This window comes from Nitrosopumilus zosterae, from assembly GCF_025998175.1.
In the GTDB taxonomy this organism is placed as follows: Archaea; Thermoproteota; Nitrososphaeria; order Nitrososphaerales; family Nitrosopumilaceae; genus Nitrosopumilus; species Nitrosopumilus zosterae.
This window is the reverse complement of record NZ_AP026695.1, coordinates 327,982-348,694: the sequence shown is the minus strand read 5'-3', so window position 1 is coordinate 348,694 and position 20,713 is coordinate 327,982. Positions and strand designations below refer to the sequence as shown.

The 20,713-nt window shown below is 35.8% G+C and carries 27 protein-coding genes, 1 tRNA gene and 1 pseudogene; 4 read left to right on the top strand and 25 right to left on the bottom strand.

Annotated elements, in window-relative coordinates; genetic code table 11:
• The first annotated feature begins 2 nt into the window (after positions 1–2).
• Positions 3–821 carry a SirB1 family protein gene (locus OO712_RS02105; RefSeq protein WP_109876857.1) on the top strand — a complete coding sequence of 273 codons (819 nt, stop codon included), beginning with the start codon at positions 3–5 and terminating at the stop codon, positions 819–821.
• Here the strand turns inward: OO712_RS02105 and OO712_RS02100 are convergent.
• The 8 genes from OO712_RS02100 to OO712_RS02065 all read right to left on the bottom strand — a co-directional run bounded on the left by OO712_RS02100 (position 818) and on the right by OO712_RS02065 (position 5,363).
• Positions 818–988, bottom strand: a complete 171-nt coding sequence (locus OO712_RS02100) for a hypothetical protein (RefSeq protein ID WP_179371267.1) — start codon at positions 986–988, stop codon at positions 818–820. The genes OO712_RS02105 and OO712_RS02100 overlap by 4 nt on opposite strands.
• A 146-nt stretch (positions 989–1,134) precedes the next feature.
• Positions 1,135–1,335, bottom strand: a complete 201-nt coding sequence (locus OO712_RS02095; protein WP_200829061.1) for a hypothetical protein — start codon at positions 1,333–1,335, stop codon at positions 1,135–1,137.
• A gap of 66 nt (positions 1,336–1,401) precedes the next feature.
• Complete coding sequence (locus tag OO712_RS02090; RefSeq protein WP_109876858.1) at positions 1,402–2,160, bottom strand: CAP domain-containing protein; 759 nt, start codon at positions 2,158–2,160, stop codon at positions 1,402–1,404.
• A gap of 92 nt (positions 2,161–2,252) precedes the next feature.
• Positions 2,253–3,509 carry a WING-49 domain-containing protein gene (locus tag OO712_RS02085; RefSeq protein WP_109876859.1) on the bottom strand — a complete coding sequence of 419 codons (1,257 nt, stop codon included), beginning with the start codon at positions 3,507–3,509 and terminating at the stop codon, positions 2,253–2,255.
• Positions 3,506–4,126 (bottom strand): hypothetical protein, encoded by a 621-nt coding sequence (locus tag OO712_RS02080; protein WP_146195995.1) that lies wholly within the window; start codon positions 4,124–4,126, stop codon positions 3,506–3,508. The genes OO712_RS02085 and OO712_RS02080 overlap by 4 nt, the downstream gene beginning before the upstream one ends.
• 4 nt (positions 4,127–4,130) lie before the next feature.
• Complete coding sequence (locus OO712_RS02075) at positions 4,131–4,454, bottom strand: hypothetical protein (RefSeq protein ID WP_146195996.1); 324 nt, start codon at positions 4,452–4,454, stop codon at positions 4,131–4,133.
• Positions 4,455–4,764: 310 nt separating this feature from the next.
• Positions 4,765–5,037, bottom strand: a complete 273-nt coding sequence (locus OO712_RS02070; RefSeq protein ID WP_109876862.1) for a hypothetical protein — start codon at positions 5,035–5,037, stop codon at positions 4,765–4,767.
• Positions 5,038–5,171: 134 nt separating this feature from the next.
• Entirely contained in the window at positions 5,172–5,363 is a 192-nt protein-coding gene (locus tag OO712_RS02065; RefSeq protein WP_225866861.1) for a hypothetical protein, read from the bottom strand.
• Between the two features lie 286 nt (positions 5,364–5,649).
• Between OO712_RS02065 and OO712_RS02060 the strand changes: the two genes are divergently transcribed.
• Positions 5,650–6,024: a hypothetical protein gene (locus OO712_RS02060; RefSeq protein WP_200829062.1), complete on the top strand. Its 375-nt coding sequence runs from the start codon at positions 5,650–5,652 to the stop codon at positions 6,022–6,024.
• A gap of 167 nt (positions 6,025–6,191) precedes the next feature.
• On the opposite strand, the gene OO712_RS02055 is transcribed toward OO712_RS02060, so the two are convergent.
• From OO712_RS02055 to OO712_RS02030, 6 genes and pseudogenes are all read right to left on the bottom strand, one after another.
• Positions 6,192–7,370, bottom strand: coding sequence for a ZIP family metal transporter (locus tag OO712_RS02055; protein WP_109876863.1), 1,179 nt, complete (start codon positions 7,368–7,370; stop codon positions 6,192–6,194).
• Positions 7,360–8,366, bottom strand: a pseudogene (locus OO712_RS02050) (multicopper oxidase domain-containing protein). The gene OO712_RS02055 and the pseudogene OO712_RS02050 overlap by 11 nt, the downstream one beginning before the upstream one ends.
• Positions 8,367–8,551: 185 nt before the next feature.
• Positions 8,552–9,019, bottom strand: a complete 468-nt coding sequence (locus OO712_RS02045) for a metal-dependent transcriptional regulator (RefSeq protein ID WP_109876917.1) — start codon at positions 9,017–9,019, stop codon at positions 8,552–8,554.
• 400 nt (positions 9,020–9,419) lie between these two features.
• Positions 9,420–9,581, bottom strand: a complete 162-nt coding sequence (locus tag OO712_RS02040; protein ID WP_200829063.1) for a hypothetical protein — start codon at positions 9,579–9,581, stop codon at positions 9,420–9,422.
• A gap of 36 nt (positions 9,582–9,617) precedes the next feature.
• Positions 9,618–9,704: transfer RNA gene (locus OO712_RS02035), tRNA-Ser, on the bottom strand.
• Positions 9,705–9,737: 33 nt separating this feature from the next.
• Positions 9,738–10,484 carry a metallophosphoesterase family protein gene (locus OO712_RS02030; RefSeq protein WP_109876918.1) on the bottom strand — a complete coding sequence of 249 codons (747 nt, stop codon included), beginning with the start codon at positions 10,482–10,484 and terminating at the stop codon, positions 9,738–9,740.
• 111 nt (positions 10,485–10,595) lie between these two features.
• Between OO712_RS02030 and OO712_RS02025 the strand changes: the two genes are divergently transcribed.
• Complete coding sequence (locus tag OO712_RS02025; RefSeq protein ID WP_109876864.1) at positions 10,596–11,627, top strand: isocitrate/isopropylmalate dehydrogenase family protein; 1,032 nt, start codon at positions 10,596–10,598, stop codon at positions 11,625–11,627.
• Here the strand turns inward: OO712_RS02025 and OO712_RS02020 are convergent, their stop codons facing one another.
• The 9 genes from OO712_RS02020 to OO712_RS01980 all read right to left on the bottom strand — a co-directional run bounded on the left by OO712_RS02020 (position 11,628) and on the right by OO712_RS01980 (position 17,097).
• On the bottom strand, positions 11,628–12,161 hold the full coding sequence (locus tag OO712_RS02020) for a HemK2/MTQ2 family protein methyltransferase (protein ID WP_109876865.1): 534 nt from the start codon (positions 12,159–12,161) through the stop codon (positions 11,628–11,630).
• Complete coding sequence (locus tag OO712_RS02015) at positions 12,136–12,843, bottom strand: ribosomal RNA small subunit methyltransferase A (RefSeq protein WP_109876866.1); 708 nt, start codon at positions 12,841–12,843, stop codon at positions 12,136–12,138. The genes OO712_RS02020 and OO712_RS02015 overlap by 26 nt, the downstream gene beginning before the upstream one ends.
• Complete coding sequence (locus tag OO712_RS02010) at positions 12,840–13,406, bottom strand: DUF655 domain-containing protein (RefSeq protein ID WP_109876867.1); 567 nt, start codon at positions 13,404–13,406, stop codon at positions 12,840–12,842. The genes OO712_RS02015 and OO712_RS02010 overlap by 4 nt, the downstream gene beginning before the upstream one ends.
• Positions 13,407–13,429: 23 nt before the next feature.
• Positions 13,430–13,753: an RNA polymerase Rpb4 gene (locus tag OO712_RS02005; RefSeq protein WP_109876868.1), complete on the bottom strand. Its 324-nt coding sequence runs from the start codon at positions 13,751–13,753 to the stop codon at positions 13,430–13,432.
• Position 13,754: 1 nt separating this feature from the next.
• The gene (locus tag OO712_RS02000; RefSeq protein WP_109876869.1) at positions 13,755–14,054 is read right to left on the bottom strand and encodes a 50S ribosomal protein L21; all 300 of its coding nucleotides are present in this window, start codon (positions 14,052–14,054) and stop codon (positions 13,755–13,757) included.
• Positions 14,055–14,111: 57 nt separating this feature from the next.
• A complete protein-coding gene (gene rlmN, locus OO712_RS01995; protein ID WP_109876919.1) occupies positions 14,112–15,167 on the bottom strand; it encodes a dual-specificity RNA methyltransferase RlmN in 1,056 nt (351 codons plus the stop codon).
• Between the two features lie 93 nt (positions 15,168–15,260).
• Positions 15,261–16,400 carry a DNA repair and recombination protein RadA gene (gene radA, locus OO712_RS01990; RefSeq protein ID WP_109876870.1) on the bottom strand — a complete coding sequence of 380 codons (1,140 nt, stop codon included), beginning with the start codon at positions 16,398–16,400 and terminating at the stop codon, positions 15,261–15,263.
• A 266-nt stretch (positions 16,401–16,666) separates the two neighbouring features.
• Complete coding sequence (locus OO712_RS01985; RefSeq protein WP_109876871.1) at positions 16,667–16,915, bottom strand: hypothetical protein; 249 nt, start codon at positions 16,913–16,915, stop codon at positions 16,667–16,669.
• The gene (locus OO712_RS01980; RefSeq protein ID WP_109876872.1) at positions 16,915–17,097 is read right to left on the bottom strand and encodes a hypothetical protein; all 183 of its coding nucleotides are present in this window, start codon (positions 17,095–17,097) and stop codon (positions 16,915–16,917) included. The genes OO712_RS01985 and OO712_RS01980 overlap by 1 nt, the downstream gene beginning before the upstream one ends.
• An 89-nt stretch (positions 17,098–17,186) precedes the next feature.
• Between OO712_RS01980 and OO712_RS01975 the strand changes: the two genes are divergently transcribed.
• Positions 17,187–18,320 carry a DDE-type integrase/transposase/recombinase gene (locus OO712_RS01975; protein ID WP_225866863.1) on the top strand — a complete coding sequence of 378 codons (1,134 nt, stop codon included), beginning with the start codon at positions 17,187–17,189 and terminating at the stop codon, positions 18,318–18,320.
• A 426-nt stretch (positions 18,321–18,746) separates the two neighbouring features.
• On the opposite strand, the gene OO712_RS01970 is transcribed toward OO712_RS01975, so the two are convergent.
• Positions 18,747–18,929, bottom strand: coding sequence for a 30S ribosomal protein S30e (locus OO712_RS01970; RefSeq protein WP_048115322.1), 183 nt, complete (start codon positions 18,927–18,929; stop codon positions 18,747–18,749).
• 40 nt (positions 18,930–18,969) lie between these two features.
• On the bottom strand, positions 18,970–20,694 hold the full coding sequence (locus tag OO712_RS01965; protein WP_200829064.1) for a B12-binding domain-containing radical SAM protein: 1,725 nt from the start codon (positions 20,692–20,694) through the stop codon (positions 18,970–18,972).
• Between the last annotated feature and the right edge of the window lie 19 nt (positions 20,695–20,713).

Genomic DNA, 20,713 nt, shown 5'->3' with positions numbered 1-20,713 from the left:
AATTGGAAGAAAGATTTGATCCATTAGTTGCAGAATGGTTTGCATTTGTAAAAAATCCAAATTTTAACTTGGTAGAAAAATGTCTAAAATTTGCACAGATTCTAGAATACCCCGAACTAAATGTAGACGAATACATTGAGAAGATCAACCGCATTGGCATGTCTCTAAAAGAATCAATTAATGATGTGAAGAACCCTACATACTTGATTTCGATGTTAAATGAGCATCTCTTTGAAAATTTAGGATTTAGTGGAGATGATGATGATTACTATAACCCAAAAAATAATTTTCTAAATGAAGTGATAGATAAAAAATCAGGAATTCCAATAACACTATCAATTCTTTATGCCGAAGTTGCAAAGTTTGTAGGGTTGGATCTTAAGATAGTTGGTTTTCCGGGACATGTATTGGTAAAATACAACGAGGAGATGATTCTAGATCCATTCTATGACGGTCGCCTTGTAGACGTAGATGACTTGCAAGAAATATTGGATGTAAACTTTGGAGGGGAATTAGAATTTCAACCGGAATACCTGGACGAGGTAAAACCAGAACAGATTCTTGTTAGAATGACTCGTAATTTAAAAAATTCATATGTTCAATCGTTTGTTTACGACAAGGCGTTGCGATGTGTCAACATGGTATTAGCAATTGAACCGGAATCGGCAGAAGACATTAGAGATAAAGGGATTTTGGAGGAAAGATTACTTAACCCGGATACTGCATTGAAATATTTGAACAAATATTTAGAAATCAATCCAAATGCAGAAGATGTAGATTTTGTTTTGGAATTAATTAGAAGTATAAAATCAAAAAATTAATCAATGATGGAATCTATATCATTGCCTTTCTTAATCATAGATATTTCATGACGGGCAATTTTATTTCTAAATGCCTTTTTGAGAATATCCACTTCGCTTCTAAGTAATGCAATCTCATCTTCAAGTTTTGCAACTCGTTCATAGATGGTTTCAGCTTCTGAACTCATGATTATCTATCAAGAAAAAATTGTCTTAAAAAGTTATGGGTAATTATTTTGATGGGCAGGTTAGCTTTTTGAACTATAATTTAGGCTAGGAAATATTGACTTTTTCTTTTAGATACTGGCTATGAGGGTAATGAAATTGTGCAATACTAAGAATTTGAAAAAGAGTATTTTTCCCTGCATTTTCCACATCTATCAATAAGACCTTGAGCGGGCTTTGTCAATCCACAAAGACCACAGTGTCTCATCAGTCCATTTTTTACCAATTCTATGTTGCATTTGCTTCTTTGATCAGAATTGTGTTGATCAGAGGGTTTGTTGCATATTGGACAGATTTCATCAAAAGACATTTTATGAAAATTTGATTACTGTATCATAATTAGTTTTCATTTTCCATTCCACAATACCATCATACATTAGCAGAAATTCTGGACCACGAACAAGTCACCGCCTACTACAAAAGTATCAATTCCAGTTTTTGTAATGTTTGATCCAAAAATAATATTTCCATACCCCTCGTCATCAACCATGTATGTCATTATAAGATCAACAACTTTTTCCATTTCAGAATATGATTTGGATGGAACAAGTATTGTATAATCATGGATAGGAACAGATGTTCCATTCACTATGCATTCTATTTCCTCTCTTTCTGCAATCACATTGATGTCAATGTCAGAATATGCCTCTATGTATGCAGGATATGCCACTGACAAATTGGTACTACGTATTTCAGCAAGATCATTCAATGTAGGATCCAAGACAACACTACCCACGCCATATTGATTTCTGTGAGTATTTGTCCAATCAAGAATTTCTTTTTCAAACAAATCTCTGTCTAAATTCTTGGTAGGCTCCAGTGATGATACATAGAGTATATTGCCAATACCCAATGCAACCCCAAAGATAACAGATGCAACAAAGAACAAAGGTATTGCAAGAGCTGTTAATTTGACAATTTTCCTTGTTTTGGCAGAATATTTGCTTCTTTGTTTGTAGTACAATACAAAACCCATTATCAATACTGCAAACAAACTATACAGGACAAGTGAGATTGGACCTAGTTTATCAGTTCCAAACAAATTGAAAGGAAATAACACAAGGAAAAATCCGACTGCAATCAAAACCAAAGGATAGTTTTTTTTCAGAAAACTACCATTGTCATTTTCGAGCATTTGATATCAAAAAATATGGCCCATACATTAGTGATTTGATTTAACATAAAATCATTTCAGATCTTGAGCACCAAGTTGAATAAAACAATCTCTTATTTTGTGTAAAAAGATCTTACTATATTTTCCATGTTTTCATCAGACACATAACCTGCAACAGATATGACTAAGCCATCGCGTACAAATTGTGCTTCTGACAATGTCGGATAAATGCCACCAATCTGTTCATTAAAACCAAGTTCTCTTTTCTTTAGATAAATCAATTCTCCAGAATCAAGAGATATTTTTTTAGCATTGTGGTTTTTTGCCCAATGCTCAACAGATGCATTAGCATCAACGGTCACAGGAGTTTCGGAGAACCTGAGAAATATTCCATTGTCTTGCCAGTAAAAATCATTCCATGAAGTATTCAAAGAAATAGGCACTGGGGAAATTTGAATCACAGAATATGTTTCATGATGATGGAATTGAAAATATTCATAGGCATCAGGTAAAAATTTTGGTAGCCCTATTGTTTTACCCAAAGTTTGTCCCACGTTATCTACTGCATATTTTTCATCTAAAATGAGGCAATATTTTGGACAGTTGTTATCTGAATAAAGCTCATTCATCTTACTTGACAGATATTTCCATAATTGTTCACTTGCATTCCATCCAGATCTTTGTTCTTTGTTTGTTAATTTTACAGCGGTTTGCTTATTTACACAAGCAGGAGAATCATCATATTTTTGAATTAAAACAAATTCTGATTTGCACAAAAAATCATTTTTATCAAGATCAAATGTCATTGCACGATTCTGCTGAACTTTAAGTGGATATACAAAGTCATAATATTTGGCATCTTGTTTTTCAAAATCAAAAGGATTTGGACAATCAATCATCTGTGATCTTTGAGAGTCCCAAAAAGCAGTAGAATTTGCAAGGAATGTATTGAGTCCCGGTACTAGATCAAACTCTAAAATCACACTGCCGTCTTTGGCTTGGCTTGGAATTATTTTCTCAAAATTGTTGTCTGCTGGAAAGTTAAAAGATGGAGAGTTTATGATGAAAAATGTACTGCTCTCGTATCCTCCAGGCCAGATCATATCATTTGGAAATTTGTATTTTGCATGTCCTGATTCTGAAAGGGAATTTTCACTTAGAATAAAGTCTGATGTGAAATGACATCTGCTAGATGAGTCACCTACCAACGCACCAAACGGCTGATACTGGTATTGGTAGAATTTTTCCCCATAATGAAAATCGCTAAACCGTCCAGTATCAAAACCGTCATCTGAAAAACCTTGGACAGTATTAAGAAATCCTGCAGAAATTACAATCATTCCAATAAACATCAAAAATCTAGTTTTCATTTTTTAATTCTCATCTTTATTTTCATTGTAATATATGCAAATACTATAAACAAAGACATTGCTAAAACAAACCATCCAAATATACTTGATGCGTCTCCCAGTGTTTCCCCTGTCTGCAGATTTTGTCTGACAAACGTAGGGTCATCAATTCTGAAAAAACCCTGATTCTCATCAGGATTGGCCAATGTTTTACGAATTATCATGGAATCAAAAACCTCTAGTTTTTCATCAGTGTATGAAATAGGGAGTGTCTGGTCTTCATATGAAGCAATTACAAGATCTTCTTCAAGTACATGAATTCTTTGTCCAGTAGAAGAATTTGGAGAAAAGTAGATGTTGCTTGCAAATACTCCTGAATCTTTGCTTGTCTCATATACATCTGGAGTTATTCCATTTGGATCAGAATCAGACCAAATGTGAATCTTGAATTTTTCAATATCATTTGGAGACAAGTTCATGTCCGGCTCTATTACTTGAATTGAAGCAAAGCCATCAGAAGAATGAGAAGATTTTACCCATTTGACCTCAGCTACTGTAAACTCTTGGGATTCTGCAAAAGAGGAATCAAATGTAGTCCAAAATACAACCATTGCAAGAATCAAAAGCCTAGCTTTCATTTTCTTATTTCTCTAGAATTAGATTATTTAGTGTACGACAATTATTGCTATCAAGATCATTCACGGTAGGATTTGTAATGTATGATACAAGAAAATCGTCTCCTTTGTTGTGATTTGAACAGCTGTATATGATAGAAGAATCACGCAAATCAATTTCAAGACGGACAAAAATTTTCTCAGCCAGCATGGCATCAGCAAATACTTTTTGTACCTGATACATTCCAGTGGAATATCCCAAACCCGTTGTCTCAGGATAAAGTTGCATAAAGTGTTGTATAATTGGTAATGGAACATATTTTTCTTCCAGATGATCTCCACATAAGTTCAATTGAAAAATCACATCATCGCATATAATTGGCGCATTATAAAAAAAATATAATAAAAATAACAATACCATAGATGCGATTATAATAATTGGAATTTTTGTTCTAGTTTTCAATTACTCACGATAAAATTATGCAATTCATAAGTACTTCGAACCTTTTACTCTTATTTCATCTACATTCATAATCGAATTACCTCAGACTCTATTCTGCGTTTATTGGTTCGAGTTGAATAACGTACACGTGTATTGCAACAAGGACAGCGAAGAAATTTTTCTTTAAAATAATAGTCGCAGTTTCTACAGTAACAACCACCTAATTCATAGGCTTTGTGTTTTGAAATGGATTCAAATACAATACATTTGTGTTTGCATTCGGTTCAAAAGCAATGTGAGTATCTGCCAAGTTAGATTCAAGAGTATTTCTTCTTATAACAAATTCTCCGCGATGTTCTTTTGCAAATTCCTTGGCGTTTATCTTCTCACCTGTGTTCATTACTTCAAGACATCTAGCATATTGTGGACGCATTGAAAATCCATGATCTTTTCTTGAATCAAATTTTTTGATAACCTGATAGACCTTGTACATCGAGAATAGTCAGTAAATGAAAGATAAAATGGGTATTTGTCAGTCTAAGATATAATTTAACAAAGTATCGATTGCTTTGCAGAACTAGGTTCAATGCCACATTTCATACAACATTTTGGGATTGAGATTGAAAATTATAAATTCAAACCACTGTCAATGAATGCGGTCTTTTTATCTTTAGATGGACAAGATTTTCCCTCGTGTTCCCCGTCCTCACCATCAGTAGATGCATCTCCAGTCTGAGCATAGACAGAATCCATTGGAAGTGCCATTGCAAATATTGCAGCTAGTACAAGTACAGAAAACAGTGCAATTTTTGAATCCATACTCATACAAAGATGTTTGAACATTTAAGATTAGTGGTTCAAAATGCACAGGATTTCTGATAGCACATTTTGCAGTGACTGTGTGCGCAATATTTTTGCCAGCTAGGAAAATAATAAAAATCCAAATACAGTATTTGAGAAAATCATGCAGAATCCCAATTATTTCAGACTATCTGGTTTTCTGTTTCCAAATATGATAGTCATAAAGTAGTCTATTCATTAATGCAGTAGAGATCTAGATGCAAAATAATAAAGCGATTAAATAGTGTTAACCCTATTTACAAACATGGAAGAGAATTCTCTCCATTTTTGGATTATCCCAATTGTATGCATGGTGATAGTAGTTGCCATATTTTCTTTTGCGTTAGATTATAAAATAAACACGATTTTTCCCAATGCCGAACTAGAAAGGGAAGAGATCAAAAAAATGTCTTGTCCTGAAATTCTACAAAAAGATTCTTCAAACAGATATTGGTCTTCAGAAAACAGGGAGATTGGAAAAGCCAAAGCTGCCGGCTGCAGCGTCCCAGAAGAAAGTCAAAGTTCCGGCCTAAGTCCATATGTAGAGTTTTGTACTCCTGGCGGATTTGCACCGGTCAAAAAAATTGAAAACAGCACTCACATATTTAATCACGATACATGCATTTGGGATTTGAAATAAAGCAGCTATTTTGATTTAGATTTAAGATAGGCAAATTCAAACCCTACAGTGTATAGGAAAATAAAGGCAGATTAAAAAAACATTCCAAAAGATTGAAAAACTAATTCTAGTCTTCATTTAGGAGTATAGGTTGGAAGCGCGGAGTCAATCAGGTTATTTCGCCAATGTCAAACAAGAATACTAGTAGCATACATTATCAGCATTCCTATAGCAAAGCCTGATGCCACTGCAGCACTTGAGAGATTCTTGTCGCCCTCTACTCTTATCCATTTCAAGATTGTTATAATTACTTGAAATATTGCGCCTGCCCCTATTGAAAGAAATATCACCGAGGAAAATGGAGAATACACGAAACCTCCAACCCATGCACCAAAAATTGCAGGAGATCCTGCAATCATCCCCATAGCTGCAAGTTTCCAGATTACCGTTTTCTCCCTAGACATTGGTGAGGCAATTGCAATTCCTTCGGTAGTGTTGTGCAATGCAAACCCTACTATCAAAAATGTACTAAACGCAATAGACCCAAGACCTACGGCAGCCCCAATGGCCAACCCCTCTCCAAAGTTGTGCAACCCAATTCCTATTGCAATCATCAATGCAATCGCTACGGGTTTTGTAAGTCTAGAGGTTTCAGATCTTTTTACCAACTTTTCACCTGTATAGTATAACCCAAGAAATGAAAGAACAGTAATTGTGGCAACAAGCAATGTGCCATTAAAACTGTCTGCAAGGCTTTCATCAGATACCTGTATTGCTTCTTCAATAGAATCAATTCCCAAAAACAACAACAGTCCCGCAGTCAATGCCAAAAAGAAATGATATTTGCTCTTCTTAATTTTTTTTATAAATGGAAGCCACAACAAACCAATCATTACAGGAATAATTCCAACATAAGTTCCAATTATTGCAAAAAACACTGCGAGTTCAACAGTCGGTTCTAAAGCAGGAGCAGCAGCGTCTATCTTTTTTTCAAACCTAGTTCCATCCTCCACTGTAATCCCAATGATATATGGTTCTGCCTCATTCCATTCAAAAGGAATTCTAACTAACACTACTTCATATCGTTCCAAGAATCTGTCTGGCTCTACAGCTGCAGGTTGGATCCTGTCATTTACATCAGCCATGGCAACTTCAACTGGAATTGGACCAGTATTCCGCACAGTTGCTTGAATTTCAGAGTCAACAAAATCCACTTTTTCAATGGTAATTTCAGGCAAAGGAATCCCCAAATCAAGCAAATCTGAGCCTGGACCAAAAATGTATGCCATCATCAAGATGATAAAAGCAAACGGGATAATCCCGCTGGCTATTACTTTTGCATGTGATTTTTTCTCATCAAGTTCCATAGTCTATTTCATCTACTTTGTCCCATCATCTTTTACTAGAAATACTCCAACCCATCCTTTTTCTGAAAACTCCACTTTGTGTGCATGAAATAGATATTTGCCAGTATATTGATACTTGAATTCCATTATTCCCCTCTCTGTTTGTGACAGAGTAATCATGTCTGTAAACGTAGATGGAATAACATCAGTTCCTGTTGGGTAGTATTGATACAAGTTGCCGTGTAAATGTAAATTATTAATTGGATCAAACTCCACCATATTAACAACATAAACTCTAACTAGTTCATCTTTGTTGATTTGTATTGGATGATGTTGATAATAAAACGGAATAGAGTTTGCAGCATAGAAATTATTTTCAGTATCAAAGTCAGTGTCAAATCCATTTAGAACCATAACCATTTCATCGGCTGGCGGTCTTCCTTCCTTTGGATCTACAATGAAAACTCCGTACAAACCATGTGCAATATGTTCTTCAAGAGGCATAACATGACAGTGATAAGGATGAACACCTGCAGGTCCTGCCTCAAACTCATAAGTAAATTGTCCGCCATTGCCCCCTACAATCTCAAAAACCCCATCCATTTCTGCAGGATGCTCACCGTGAAAGTGCATAGTATGTTCTTTGTCACCATTATTGATGAAATTAATTCTTAACAGATCCCCTTCTGTTGCCCTGATTGTGGGACCTGGAACGGTTCCATTAAACGTCCAAACATTGTAAAATACACCTGGGGAAATTTCTTGTACTTTATCATCATCAGCTATTATTGTAAATTCCCGTACTGTCTGACCATTTTCTAGGGAAACGCGACCATAATTGAACTCTCTGAGATATTTGTCAGGATCGAATTCAACTTCAGATATTTGATATACAGGATCTAAAACTTCGCCGCTTGTTTTAACCACGCCTCCAGTGTGAGTAACAAAGGTTTTCTCTTCTTTTTGTGCGTTGATTCCCTCAGGAAACACAAAGAAAATTGCAGATATTGCAACCATTGCAACTATCAACGCCACCATTATTCCAGAGCGGGACGCTACCATCATCGATGAGTATAGGCGCGCAGAATAATATAAAGTTAGTCTAGGCTAAATTTATTAGTCTAGTGCAACTTTATTTACACAGCGATGACTGAAAAACTTTGAATGATAGAAAGCATCATAATTCAAAGACTGAATTTTGACTAAAAACGTGCTCTGTTAAATGAATAAAGTAGATCAGGATTGGATTTAAGAAAGGTAGTAAATTTTCTTAACTGTTTCATTGTTTTTGGGTTTATGTGATGTTCGATCCCCTCAACGTCTTTGTTGGCTATAGAACCATCAACGCCAATAATCTCAAAAAAATCCAACAAGTCACTATGTTTTTGGCGTATGTCATTTGCAATGTTCATTCCTTTAAGAGTTAATTTCAATCCACGGTATTTTGTATATTCTAAATAACCATCAGCATCTAAACGACGCAACATTTTGGTTACGCTGGGAGGCCGTACATCCATGTAATTTGAGATGTCTGTAGGGGAAGCATATCCTTTGAGTTCTACTAGCTCAGATATTACTTCAAGATAATCCTCCATCCGGGTAGTAAATGAATTCTTTTGGCTATGAGCTTTTTTTATAGAGTTTAATCTCTTTTCTTTCTTGTCAGACAGATTACTATCATTATCAATCACGCATTTTTTCGTATATCAAGTTTTAATATTTTGATTATTCGTTAACTGAAATGCATTCTTGGATAGAAATGTCGACACTTTCTGCACAGATATTTGTTTTCCAAAACATTTGATAAAATAATGATGTATTGTGTGTCTTTACCATCAGTGTGAGATTTTTCTGTTACATCCAAAGTTAACTTTTGAAATATGGTATTGTTTCTAGTTTGCAAAAATCATTGTACAGTATTGGAACAGAATTAATTAGAATCTCTTTGAGCATCCTTAGATGTTGAAAGCTACAAGTTCTAAAAACTTGATTCTGCCAAAGATCAGGGATTTGATATCAGGCCACAGTATGCATGGTCAGTAAATGAAAGATATGGTATTTGTTAGAATGTTATAATTCAAATTCTTGGCGGCATTTTTCACATTTTCCTCTCTCTTGCCCAGGTGGACCTAGAAGGAATACCTTGCCGATTGTTTTACAGACAGGACACATTCCAGTAGTTGCATTTTTTGGACCACTACGAATAATTTTTTGTGTTTTTCTTCGTCCCATTGAAAAAACTTCCCAAATCGGTCTATTAAGTTTTAATGGCGCGGGGAGGGGGATTTGAACCCCCGCGTTCTTGCGAACATAGGATTAGCAATCCTACGCCCTACCAGGCTAGGCGACCCCCGCACAAAGATGCCTAGATTTAATCTGTAAATAAATTCACTCGTCGGCAAATTGGCTATAGTTATTCACTATTTCATCAATTGGCAGTCTTTTTCCGCCTACTATTTTGAGATCCACCTGGACTTTTTTATCAGAGATTGTTAGAATGTTGTAAGTATTTTCAAAGAAACCACGTACACGCTCAGATGTAGCGGTTCCAGCATTAACGACAGTAAGAGTTCTAAAATTCCAAGCCCAAGGTCTATGCTTGTGTCCACACAGCACTATGTCAACATGGGTATCCAAAACAGTTCGCAGCACATCACCTGCATCAACAACAGTAAGTTGATCAGAACCAGTGTCAGGAATTGCAATCAAATGATGATGCATTGCAACAATCTTTACTTTATCTTTGTATTTTTTCATAGTTCTCTCCAACCATAAATTTTGTCTGTAACCTACTTCACCTTCATTTCTGTCAGGCCTAGCGGTTCCAACTGTAACTAGAACAACATCATCATTCAATTCATTTACAGATTCAAACGGAAAGAATTTTTTGAATAACAGATAACCGGTGTTTCGATAATCATGGTTTCCACTAATTGCAATAATTTTTTTTGTGTTAAACTTTTCCAGCATTGATTTGCATTGCGCATATTCTTTCATCAAGCCTTCATTTGTCAGATCACCAGTAATTACAATCACTTCAGGATTTAATTCATTGACTTCTGCAACTAGAGTGTCAAATTTGTCCTGTAAAAATTGAGAGCCCACATGCAGATCAGAGATTTGAACTATTTTCATTTGATAGAACCTTGGTAAATTAGGTATTAAATCATCTCTATAGAAAACATGTAGATCACATTTCATTTGCAAGGTAGAATTAAATAATAAACTCATCAAAAGCAGGCAGTTTTGAGTAAAAAAGCAGCAGTTATGAGAGGAGACGGTATTGGACCTGAAGTAGTAGACTCGATGCTAAAAGTTTTGAAAGAATGCAATATCCAATCAGAGATTATTCTCTGTGAGGCAGGCTCAGAGCAATGGGATAAAAATGGAAGAAAAGACAAATCATACATTCCTGATGAGACCATTAGCATTTTAGAAGAATCCGATGCGTGTTTTAAGGGACCGACTACAACAATCCCAGTTCCAGGAGCCCCAAGAAGTGTTGCTGTCACTCTACGTCAAAAATTCGAATTATATTCCAACATAAGACCAACCAAAACTTTTGACAGACTGACACCGGATAGAAAATTAGACTGTGTTTGTTTTAGGGAAGCAACTGAGGGATTATACACTGGTGTTGAAGCAAAAATAACAGACGATGCGGCAATTGCCATTAGAAAAATTACAAGACAAGGTTGTGATAGATTTTTAAATTCTGCAATGAATTGGGCAAAACAATACAATATGAAAAAAATGGTGGCAATAACCAAAAGAAACATTCTCAAAGAGACAGATGGAATATTTTGGAGTTCAGCTCAAAAAGCCGTTGAAGGAACAGATGTAGAATTATCAGAAATTTACATTGACAATATGGCGCAACAAATGGTAGTAGCTCCTGAGCAGTTTAATGGAGCGGTTCTTGTAAGTACTAATTTGTTCATGGATATTATTTCAGAATTAGCTTCTGGACTGGTAGGATCCATAGGATTGATTTATTCTGCAAATATGGGGGACAATTTTGCAATGTTTGAAGCAGCACATGGAAGCGCGCCTCAATTTGCAGGTCAAAATAAAGTAAATCCCACTGCAACCGTTCTGTCAGGTGCTTGGATGGCAGAATATCTAGGTGAGAGAGAAATTAGAGACGCAATATTTGATGCAACTTATCAAGTGATTAATGAAGGAAAAACAGTTACCTGGGATATTGGAGGAAACGCATCGACTACTCAAATGACAGATGCAATTATCACATACGCAAAAGAAAAACTCAGAAAATAGTCAGTTAGAAGCCTCTACTAGAATCAATTCCTCAAAGAAAAGTTTCTTTTTTGCCACAATACGGGTTTGCAGGCCTAACTTTTGGGCATAATGAATTAATTTTTGATAGTCAGACAATGAAGAAGTTACAAAGACAAACTTTCCATTTTCTGCAATATTGTTAATTACAGAGTCGAATATTTTTTTAGGAATCTCAAACCCATCTGTGCCACCATCCGTTGCAACATCCAAGATTTCATCAGTTGCAAGATAGGGCAGATTGCATACAATAAAATCAAATTTGATTTTTAATGCATCAGAACCGCTACAACAGACAATGTTTTTTGTTTTGTAAGTTTGATCTTTTAAGACGTTGAAATTAATGTCAGTCCCAACTACAAAGGTAAAATTCTCAGAAAGCAATTTTGTCAGATATCCAGAACCGCTTCCCACATCCAAAGCAAAATTTCCTTTTTCATTTTCAATATTTTTTACGATGAAAAAAGTATCCTCAGAAGGAGGATATTCTTCATTTTTCAAGAATTTGGTTTGCAAGGTTAATTATTTCATCCCCAGAAAGATCATCCACTCTTTTATCTATTACAGTTTCTTTATTGAATTGTTTTAAAATATTCTTAACAGTTTTCCTCCTGTATGAAAAAATTTTATTTATTGTTTGAATTAGATCTTTTTTCATGATATTTTTTTTCACTATTTTCAGAATTACTGAATCAACTTTGGGAGGCGGGGAAAAGTTATTCTTACTTACATTGGAAAGAATACTGATTTCAAATGCATGATCAGCAATTACACTTATTGCTTTGCGTTTTTTTGATGATTTTGCAAGCAATTTCTCTGCAAATTCCTTTTGAACCATTATCACACCATGTGAGAACGAAGATTCCGCAAGCCATTCAATTGCTTCTTTACTCTTAGAATACGGAAGATTGGACACAAAAATGGTGAAAGGGGCGTTGTTCTTAAAACCATCACCAGATTTCAGAATTAAATTATGAATTTTAGAAAAATCAGATTTTGCATCCTCAATCAGTTGCTTGTCCACATCCATGGAGATAACCTTGTTTGCTTTCTCACATAGAAGAGGAGTCAAGATGCCCAATCCAGTTCCCAACTCAAAAACGGTATCATTTTTTGTGATTTTAGCCTCAGAAACAATGGATTTGGCTATTGAACTAGAGTTTAGGAAGTGTTGTCCGAACCGTTTACGTTTTATCATCTCTTGACAAAGAGATTCATTCTGCTTTCACCAGTGATTTCATCCATGATTCGCTGTGAAATATGCTTAACTGGTTCTTTGAGCCCAACTCTTTCTTGTAAATCATCATAACTTTCAAATTTTTTCTTTTCCCGTTCTTCCAACATTGTTTTCATGTAGGTCTTGCCAATTCCAGGAATTAATTCAAGAGCGTGAATTCGAGGTGTTAATGGTTGTGCTTTGTTCAGATACTCTACAAATTTGGATTCATTATTAGTTACAATTTTTTCGACAACAGCAGGTAACTCACTTTGTGCAGATGATGAAATTTTGTCATAATCCATTTTTCCTAAAACAGATAGAACCTTGGTTCGGCCGTCTTTTCCGATATAGATTTTCTCACCAATTTCAAAAACAGAGTTTGGAATTCCAAGAATTTCTAAAAGAGTAAGACGATCTTCCCCAATTGCAGTAACAATAATTCCTTCTCGTCCTCTAACTGTCGATGATTTTCCCCGAGGATTGAAATCCAGAACATAAGCATGCTCTTCATATTTCCTAGGTGGGGATTGTGCCCTATACAAAATAAAGTTCTCCGAAAAAAGTACTATTGCCCCTTGATTATCTTGAGCATCTTTTCTAGAGTTTCAGCAAGAATTAGTTTTTTCCAACCAAATGTGAACGAACGTAGTTCAGCTAAACTTGTGGGTCTAATGTTAACAATTTCAACAGCCTCGTCTTCTGTTAACTCACATTCTTTAATGAGTTGTTTTTTCATTTCTTTGGCATCCTTTGGTTCTATTGATGCAAACTTTGAAACATAATCATAAGTCCATCTTTGAATTTGATCCATTTCCTCAGGATCAACTTTACCTAAGATTTCTTTAACTTCTGAAAGAGAAATTGCTTGTTTCTTTTGTACTTCTTCCATATCATACACCGAATGGTTTTATGTGATCCAATCTAGTGATTAAGGTTTTCGATTTTTCTCCTAATTTCACATCAAGTGTAATTGCACGTCTACCAACATTGGTAATGACACCTACTTTGCCATGGTATCTTCTGTGTGGCAGTCCTTTGTGCTGTCTAGGATCAATAATGACAAGTGCCTGCTGGCCCTCTTGATATTCACGTAACAAGAATGAGACTCCCCTAGGAGATACTTTCTTCATGACGGATCTAGATTTGTGCTTAAATCCGTGTGAACGACCATGAGATTTCTTAGTTGCCATTAAGTGTAAAATCTTCGAAAGCCCTATTTTAAGACTTAGAACATGTTTTAGGCAAAATTAGCCAATAATATCGGTTCGGAGTTGCCCACAAGCAGCTGAGATCTCAGTTCCTTTTTCCACCCGCACAGTACAATTTACACCAGCATTAGATAAAATTCGTTCAAATTCAAGTACTCGCTGTTTTGATGGTCGTTTAAAATCTCCAGCTGTTGGATTGATTGGGATTAGATTGACATGAGAACCATTACCTTTCAAAAGACTAGCTAGTTCTGTTGCAATTTCAGGAGAGTCATTAATTCCATCCATCAAAGCATACTCAAATGTAACACGTCTTCCAGTTTTTTTAAAATATCGTCTTCCTGCCTCAATGATATCTTTGACAGAATTTGGTCCAGCAGTTGGAACAAGTTCTTTTCGTAATGCATTATTTGGTGAATGAAGTGATATGGCAAGACCAATCTGTAGATTTTCTTCAGCGAGTTTATCGATTCCAGAGACAATACCTATTGTAGAAATCGTGATGTGTCTTTGACCCAATCCAAAACCTCTATCATGAGTTAAAATTCGTATGGCTCTGATCATCTCATCATAGTTTGCCATTGGTTCACCCATTCCCATAAACACCAAATTTGTCACATGTTCACCGCGTTTCTCCAAAATTTCTGCAAAATGAATTACTTGTGATACAATATGTTCTGCAGTAAGATTTGTTTTGAAACCCATCTGCCCTGTTGCACAAAACACACACCCCATTGCACAACCAATTTGAGTAGAAACACAAATGGTTGATCTTGGATGACCGCCAATTTTAGATGAAGGGTATTGCATCAAAACTGTTTCTACAGAATTATTGTCAGTCAAATTGAGTAAGAGTTTGGTTGTCTCACCATCACTGCTAACAATTCGATGAATCTCTTTTGCAGAACCAATTGTGTATCCAGCTTCTGTCAATTCTTCTCTTAATTTTTTTGGGAGTTGTGGTATGTCGTTAATGTCTTTTGGAAATTTATAATACAATGGAAGTAAGATTTGATCTGCACGGTATCTAGGATAACCCATGTCAATGACTAGCTGTTCCATCTCTTCTGGAAGTAATCGATAAAGATCGGTCATCATGTATTAGTAGTCACAAATGATATTATAATTTAATCAATATTGTGAAAAATAAATAAAAATTAAAAAACAAATGAAGAGAAAGGAGAAGAGTTACTCTTCAATTGGTTCTGAATCTTCTGATTCATTATCTGCTGTAGATTTCACAATGTTATCTACTTCAGCTGTTTCTGTAGCATCTACTTCAGCTGTTTCTGTAGCATCTACTTCAGCTGTTTCTTTTGCAGGTTTAGTTGTTTTTTTGGTAGTCTTTTTTGTCTTTTTATCGGCGTCTTCAGGATCAATTACACCTGCTTCACCTAGAGCAAAGATTACTTCCTCTTCAGGATGGTGAGGACTATCTACCATTCTGGCAATTCGTTTCTTGCCTGATTTCTTAAAGTAGATTCTGTATGTACTGGTATGTGCAACTACATTTCCACCAATTGGTCTTGTTGGATCTCCAAAAAAGACATCAGGTGATGCCATAACTTGGTTGGTTGCAATTGCAGCACAGTTGTATGTTTCTGCAATTCTAGATAGCAAATGAACAAAATGATTTAGTTTTTGCTGTCTAACAGACAATGTTCCTCTTCCAAGATATTCAGCACGGAATAGTCCAACTGCAGAATCTGCAACAATTAGTTTAACATTGTTTTCTTCAATTATAGGGCCAGCTTCCTCTAGAATTAACACCTGATGTGCACTGTTGTATGCACGAGCAACTATGATGTTATCTAGAACTTTTTCCGGATCCATGTCATGAGCTTTGGCAATAGATACAATTCTTTCAGGTCTGAAAGTGTTTTCAGTATCAATGTATAATACACTACCTTCAAGACCACCTTCTTCTTTGGTTTTTTGAACCATTACAGACATTGTATGAGCAAACTGTGTTTTACCACATCCAAATTCACCATAAACTTCTGTAAGGGCCTGAGTCTCAATACCACCATCAAATAGTGTATCAAGACAATTTGTACCAGTTGTAATTTTACCAATACTTTGTCGGTGTTTGTAAATTTCAGTTGCACTAACAAAATGTTTGGCAATTAATCCTCCATCAACTAAATGTTGTCTGGCTTTATTGACAATTTTTTCAGCAGTGTCCTTTTCCATTCCAGTTATTTCTGCAATTTCTACAGGACCTCTGACGATGAGATCCATGACGTTGTGGACACCTGCATCGGATAATTTTCTTGTAGTTACAGGACCTACGCCCTCTAAACTATCTAATCTTAAATCTTCTACCATACCGTATGGTACGGTACGAGTACTTTATAAGAGTATTGTTTTGAGGTTCTGTTAAGTTGACGGTAAAAAATTCTACCTGTTAACCTCGGTTGATCCATCTAATAGTTCTCATATACTAGGTATTACCTAATAGGTAATATGATTCAAGCAAATGTAAAACCCAGAGATAATCTCACAGAAGAACAGATCAAGAAACTAATAGAAGGTTTGAAAAAGATTGATGGGTTTGAATTCTTTGTGGTTAGTTCATTTTTTATAAAATGAATCTAAACATAAGTAGAAAATCTAGTCTCATCATACGGATCTTTTGCACCAAACCCAATTACGTGAGACGGATGTTTAACACACCAGTAACGTGTATTCATAAAATGGCAATCATCACATTCGTATTTTTTTTCCATACTTTCGTCACAACAAACATCGCGAAGAAGTCTTGTGTATACATCATCAGGAGAAGTTACTACAATGGTGTGATTACATCCGTTGTTGTCACAACCAAATTCTTTTTGAACCATTATGTCATTCTCCTTTTTTCTTTCCAATCCAAATGTTTCTTTGTATTACCTTGTCGTGGCTTGTTCCAGTATGGTGACTTGCATTTAGGACATATGATGGGAAGTTCATTTATCTTGGTTCGTGGTACCCATTGGTGTCCGCATCTATCACATGAATATCCCTCAAGCTTTACAATTCCCATTGTTTAGATAGTATGTATTCAAATATTTAAGGATATACCTACTAGGTAAATATTTAATAATACCTTATACAATATACCTAGTAAGTAAGATGAAAAACAAACGTGAGCAAAAAGGAAAAGAAATAGCCTTGAAATCAGACCTGATTCGTGTATCTGACATTCATTACAAGGTACACTCACAGACATCAAAAAGAAAATACGATGTAGTAAAGGTAGGCAATTCTTGGACTTGTAACTGTGCGGATCACAAGTTCAGAAAAGTCTGTTGCAAGCACATCCATGCCATTGAAATCAGCATAAAGATAAGACAGGAAGTCAGACAGCAAAATAAGATTACAATTCCATCAATTACAATTTCAAACTGTAAATTCTGCCATTCAGATAACGTAAAGAAATTTGGAATCAGAAAAAACAAGTCTGGCAACATTCAAAGATTCGTATGCTCTGATTGTCACAAGACATTCTCAATTAACTTAGGATTTGAAAGAATGAAATCAACTCCACAATCAATTACATCAGCTTTACAACTCTACTTTACAGGTGAATCCCTACGAGGCGTTACAAAATTCTTGAAATTGCAGGGAACTAATGTATCTCATGTTACTGTGTATAACTGGATTACAAAATACACCGAACTGATGCAGAAGTATATTGACAAAATCGTTCCTAATGTAGGCGATGCTTGGCACGCCGATGAAATCTACATGAAGATTCATGGTGATTTGAAATACGTATTTGCATTAATGGATCAAGAGACTAGATACTGGATAGCTCAAGAAGTTGCAGACAGAAAAGAAGGTCATGATGCAAGAGGTTTGTTACAGAAATCAAAAGAGGTTACACAGGCAAAACCCAAAGTGTTCATTACAGACGGATTAGGATCATATCATGAAGCATACAAGAAAGAATTTTGGTCACTAAAAAGGGAAGATAGAACCTTACACATCAGACACATACATCTTCAAGGCGACAGAAACAATAACATCCAAGAGAGATTGAACGGTGAGATTCGTGACAGGGAAAAAGTAATGAGAGGATTGAAGAAAATGGATACTCCTATTTTGACAGGCTACCAAATTTATCATAACTACCTACGCCCACATATGGGTCTAGAAGGCAAGACTCCAGCTCAAGCCTGTGGAATCGAAATTGAAGGCTCAAACAAGTGGTTAACGCTAATTCAAAATGCGACAGATCTAAATAGATCGCTGATAAAAAAATAAGGGAATTAGAATAGTTCTTTTGAACTTACAGAACTAATCTAGTTTGTAGAAGGTCGACTTCTGTGTGAAGCACTTAGGTTCTTCAGTAACAGGGATACACACATCGTCCTCGCAAACGTAGGTGTATTCCTTGTTCTTACAACCGCAGTTTTCGTCCATTCTCTCACCTCCATGATCACAGCGGATCTAAGTATGACATTTAACCATTACAGTACGAGTACTTTATCATACGGTTCAAAAATCTTGACACCGATCAACCGACACTTAACACGAAGAATTATCAACCTTCATGTTGACAGTTCCTGTTTTGAGGTTCTGTCAAATCTACGGTTGTTTTTGTTGCTGTAAAGTTTCGGTTGATCGGTCATTTAGAATTACAAATAATAGACACAGATCGTAAAATGATAAAATTTTGAAAAGAATCGATTAACGTCTCTTTCTTCTTTGTCCTGGTTTGTTCTGACCAGGGAATCTGCCTAGAACAAATCGCTTTTTGAAGTTACTTTTGTTTCTAAGACTAGAACTAGTACCTACAATTTTTCGCCCTTCAACTTTTGGTGTCTGTCCTCTTACTTTACCTGCTTTGGTAAGTGAACCGTGTGTTGCCATATTTAGGAATAAGAATTAGTGAATTTATGTATTTGTATGACTACCAATACTTGGCTTTGACAAGCTCAATGACTTTTTCGTGTTCCTTGCTCTTTCTTCTAGCATATCTCTCCATTGCACCAAGAGGAACACCGCCAAGAGATCTTGCTATGGCATTAAAGAAGTATCTTTGAGGGCCTTTAGAGCCAGTCTTGGTCATAAATTTCTGAATGCCATATTTGAAATTGTGTTGCCAAGTTTTGTAAAGCACGCCTAGTTGAGCAGGAGTCATCTCATTTCCAATGTTAAAGAAATCAGATTTTTCTAGCAATCCAATAGGAACGAATGTTAATGCAGTAGCTGTAAACATAGAATCAGGTTGTTCATTTTCCAATTCACTAAGTAAACGTATAGTCTCCCAAGAATCTTCAGGCGTTTCATCATTATCAAGACCCATAATCAAGGTAAATGCAGGAATCCAATAGTCTTGATTTAATGTCTTGACGCCTTCTTTGACAACCCAATGCCATTCGTCAGGAGAATATGGTGCAAGTTTTCTATCAGCATATTTACCGATTAATCTAAGACTGCCAGTTTCAAATCCAGCTTGAACACCAATCATGTTATCAGGACCTGCTTTGATGATTTTAGAGAGATTAGGAATTAATTTTTCATCAGCAATAGCTCCAGCAAGAGTTCCGTGAGTTGGGTTTGTGTGTTCAACCCCTGTTGACATGATTGCAGTGAACAATTCTTCTAGTGCTTCTCTGTTTGGTTCCATCCCTTTCGCAGTTCGAGGATCCATACCATAAACAAAAATATCATCACTGTGAATCCATGCAGATTTAGAACCACCCTTCTTTATGTTAACTTCAATTTCTCTTTTGACTTTTTCAGGAGAATAATATCTCAATGATCTTAATGTAACATCACAGAACTTGCAACCCCTGCCACAACCACGCATTACCTCAACCATTCCATGCATACTTGGTTCCACAATGTCAGGAATTTCTTCAAGTTCGGGTCTATCCCAGAAATTAACAAAACGTCCATGGATTTTTTTTCCGTTTCTTTCAAATTCTTTTATGTTAACTTTAAAGTCACTTCTCTTTCTGAAAGGATCCATGTTTTCAAAGTCACCATTTATCAAATAGTTGAAGAATCGTCCAGCATGTCCATCAATTTCAGGTGCAATCCCACCCAATTCCCCTTCCAGAATTGCATAAATTCCAAATTCCTCGATTTTTTCTGGATCATAATTGTATTGCCAAGTTCCAGATGCACCAGAAATTACTTTGGCCTTACTTCCAGTTTTTAATTTAGCAGCTTTGATTCTATGATGTAGTTCAGTATTGTAAAATTCATCATAAGATGTTTGTTTTCTGCCATAAGTAAATGTCATAGTTACAGGACCCATTCCAAGAGGATCCATCTCATATGTTCCGACAACTTCTGTTTGAGGACCAATAAATTGTTCAATATGATCAGGATGGGCAACTACTACATCCTGTCTGCTAAATCCATCTCGAAGCAAACCAGCTTCTAATTTTCTCAAGCCATATGGGGCATAGTTTGCAACACCATTTGTATGAGGAATATAATTACAAATAAAATCAAAGAGTATTTTGGGAGTTACCTGTTTTCCAAGAATTTTATACCAAAAGCTGTTTTTATCGCGGTTTGGGTCAATAGCTGGCGCACAACCAAAAAATGTTGCAAGCGACAATCCCCTATAAGGAGACATCAGGGTTCTATCTGCAGTTAATACAATTTTTGGAGTTCCCATTTCCGTCATGGAAATAATT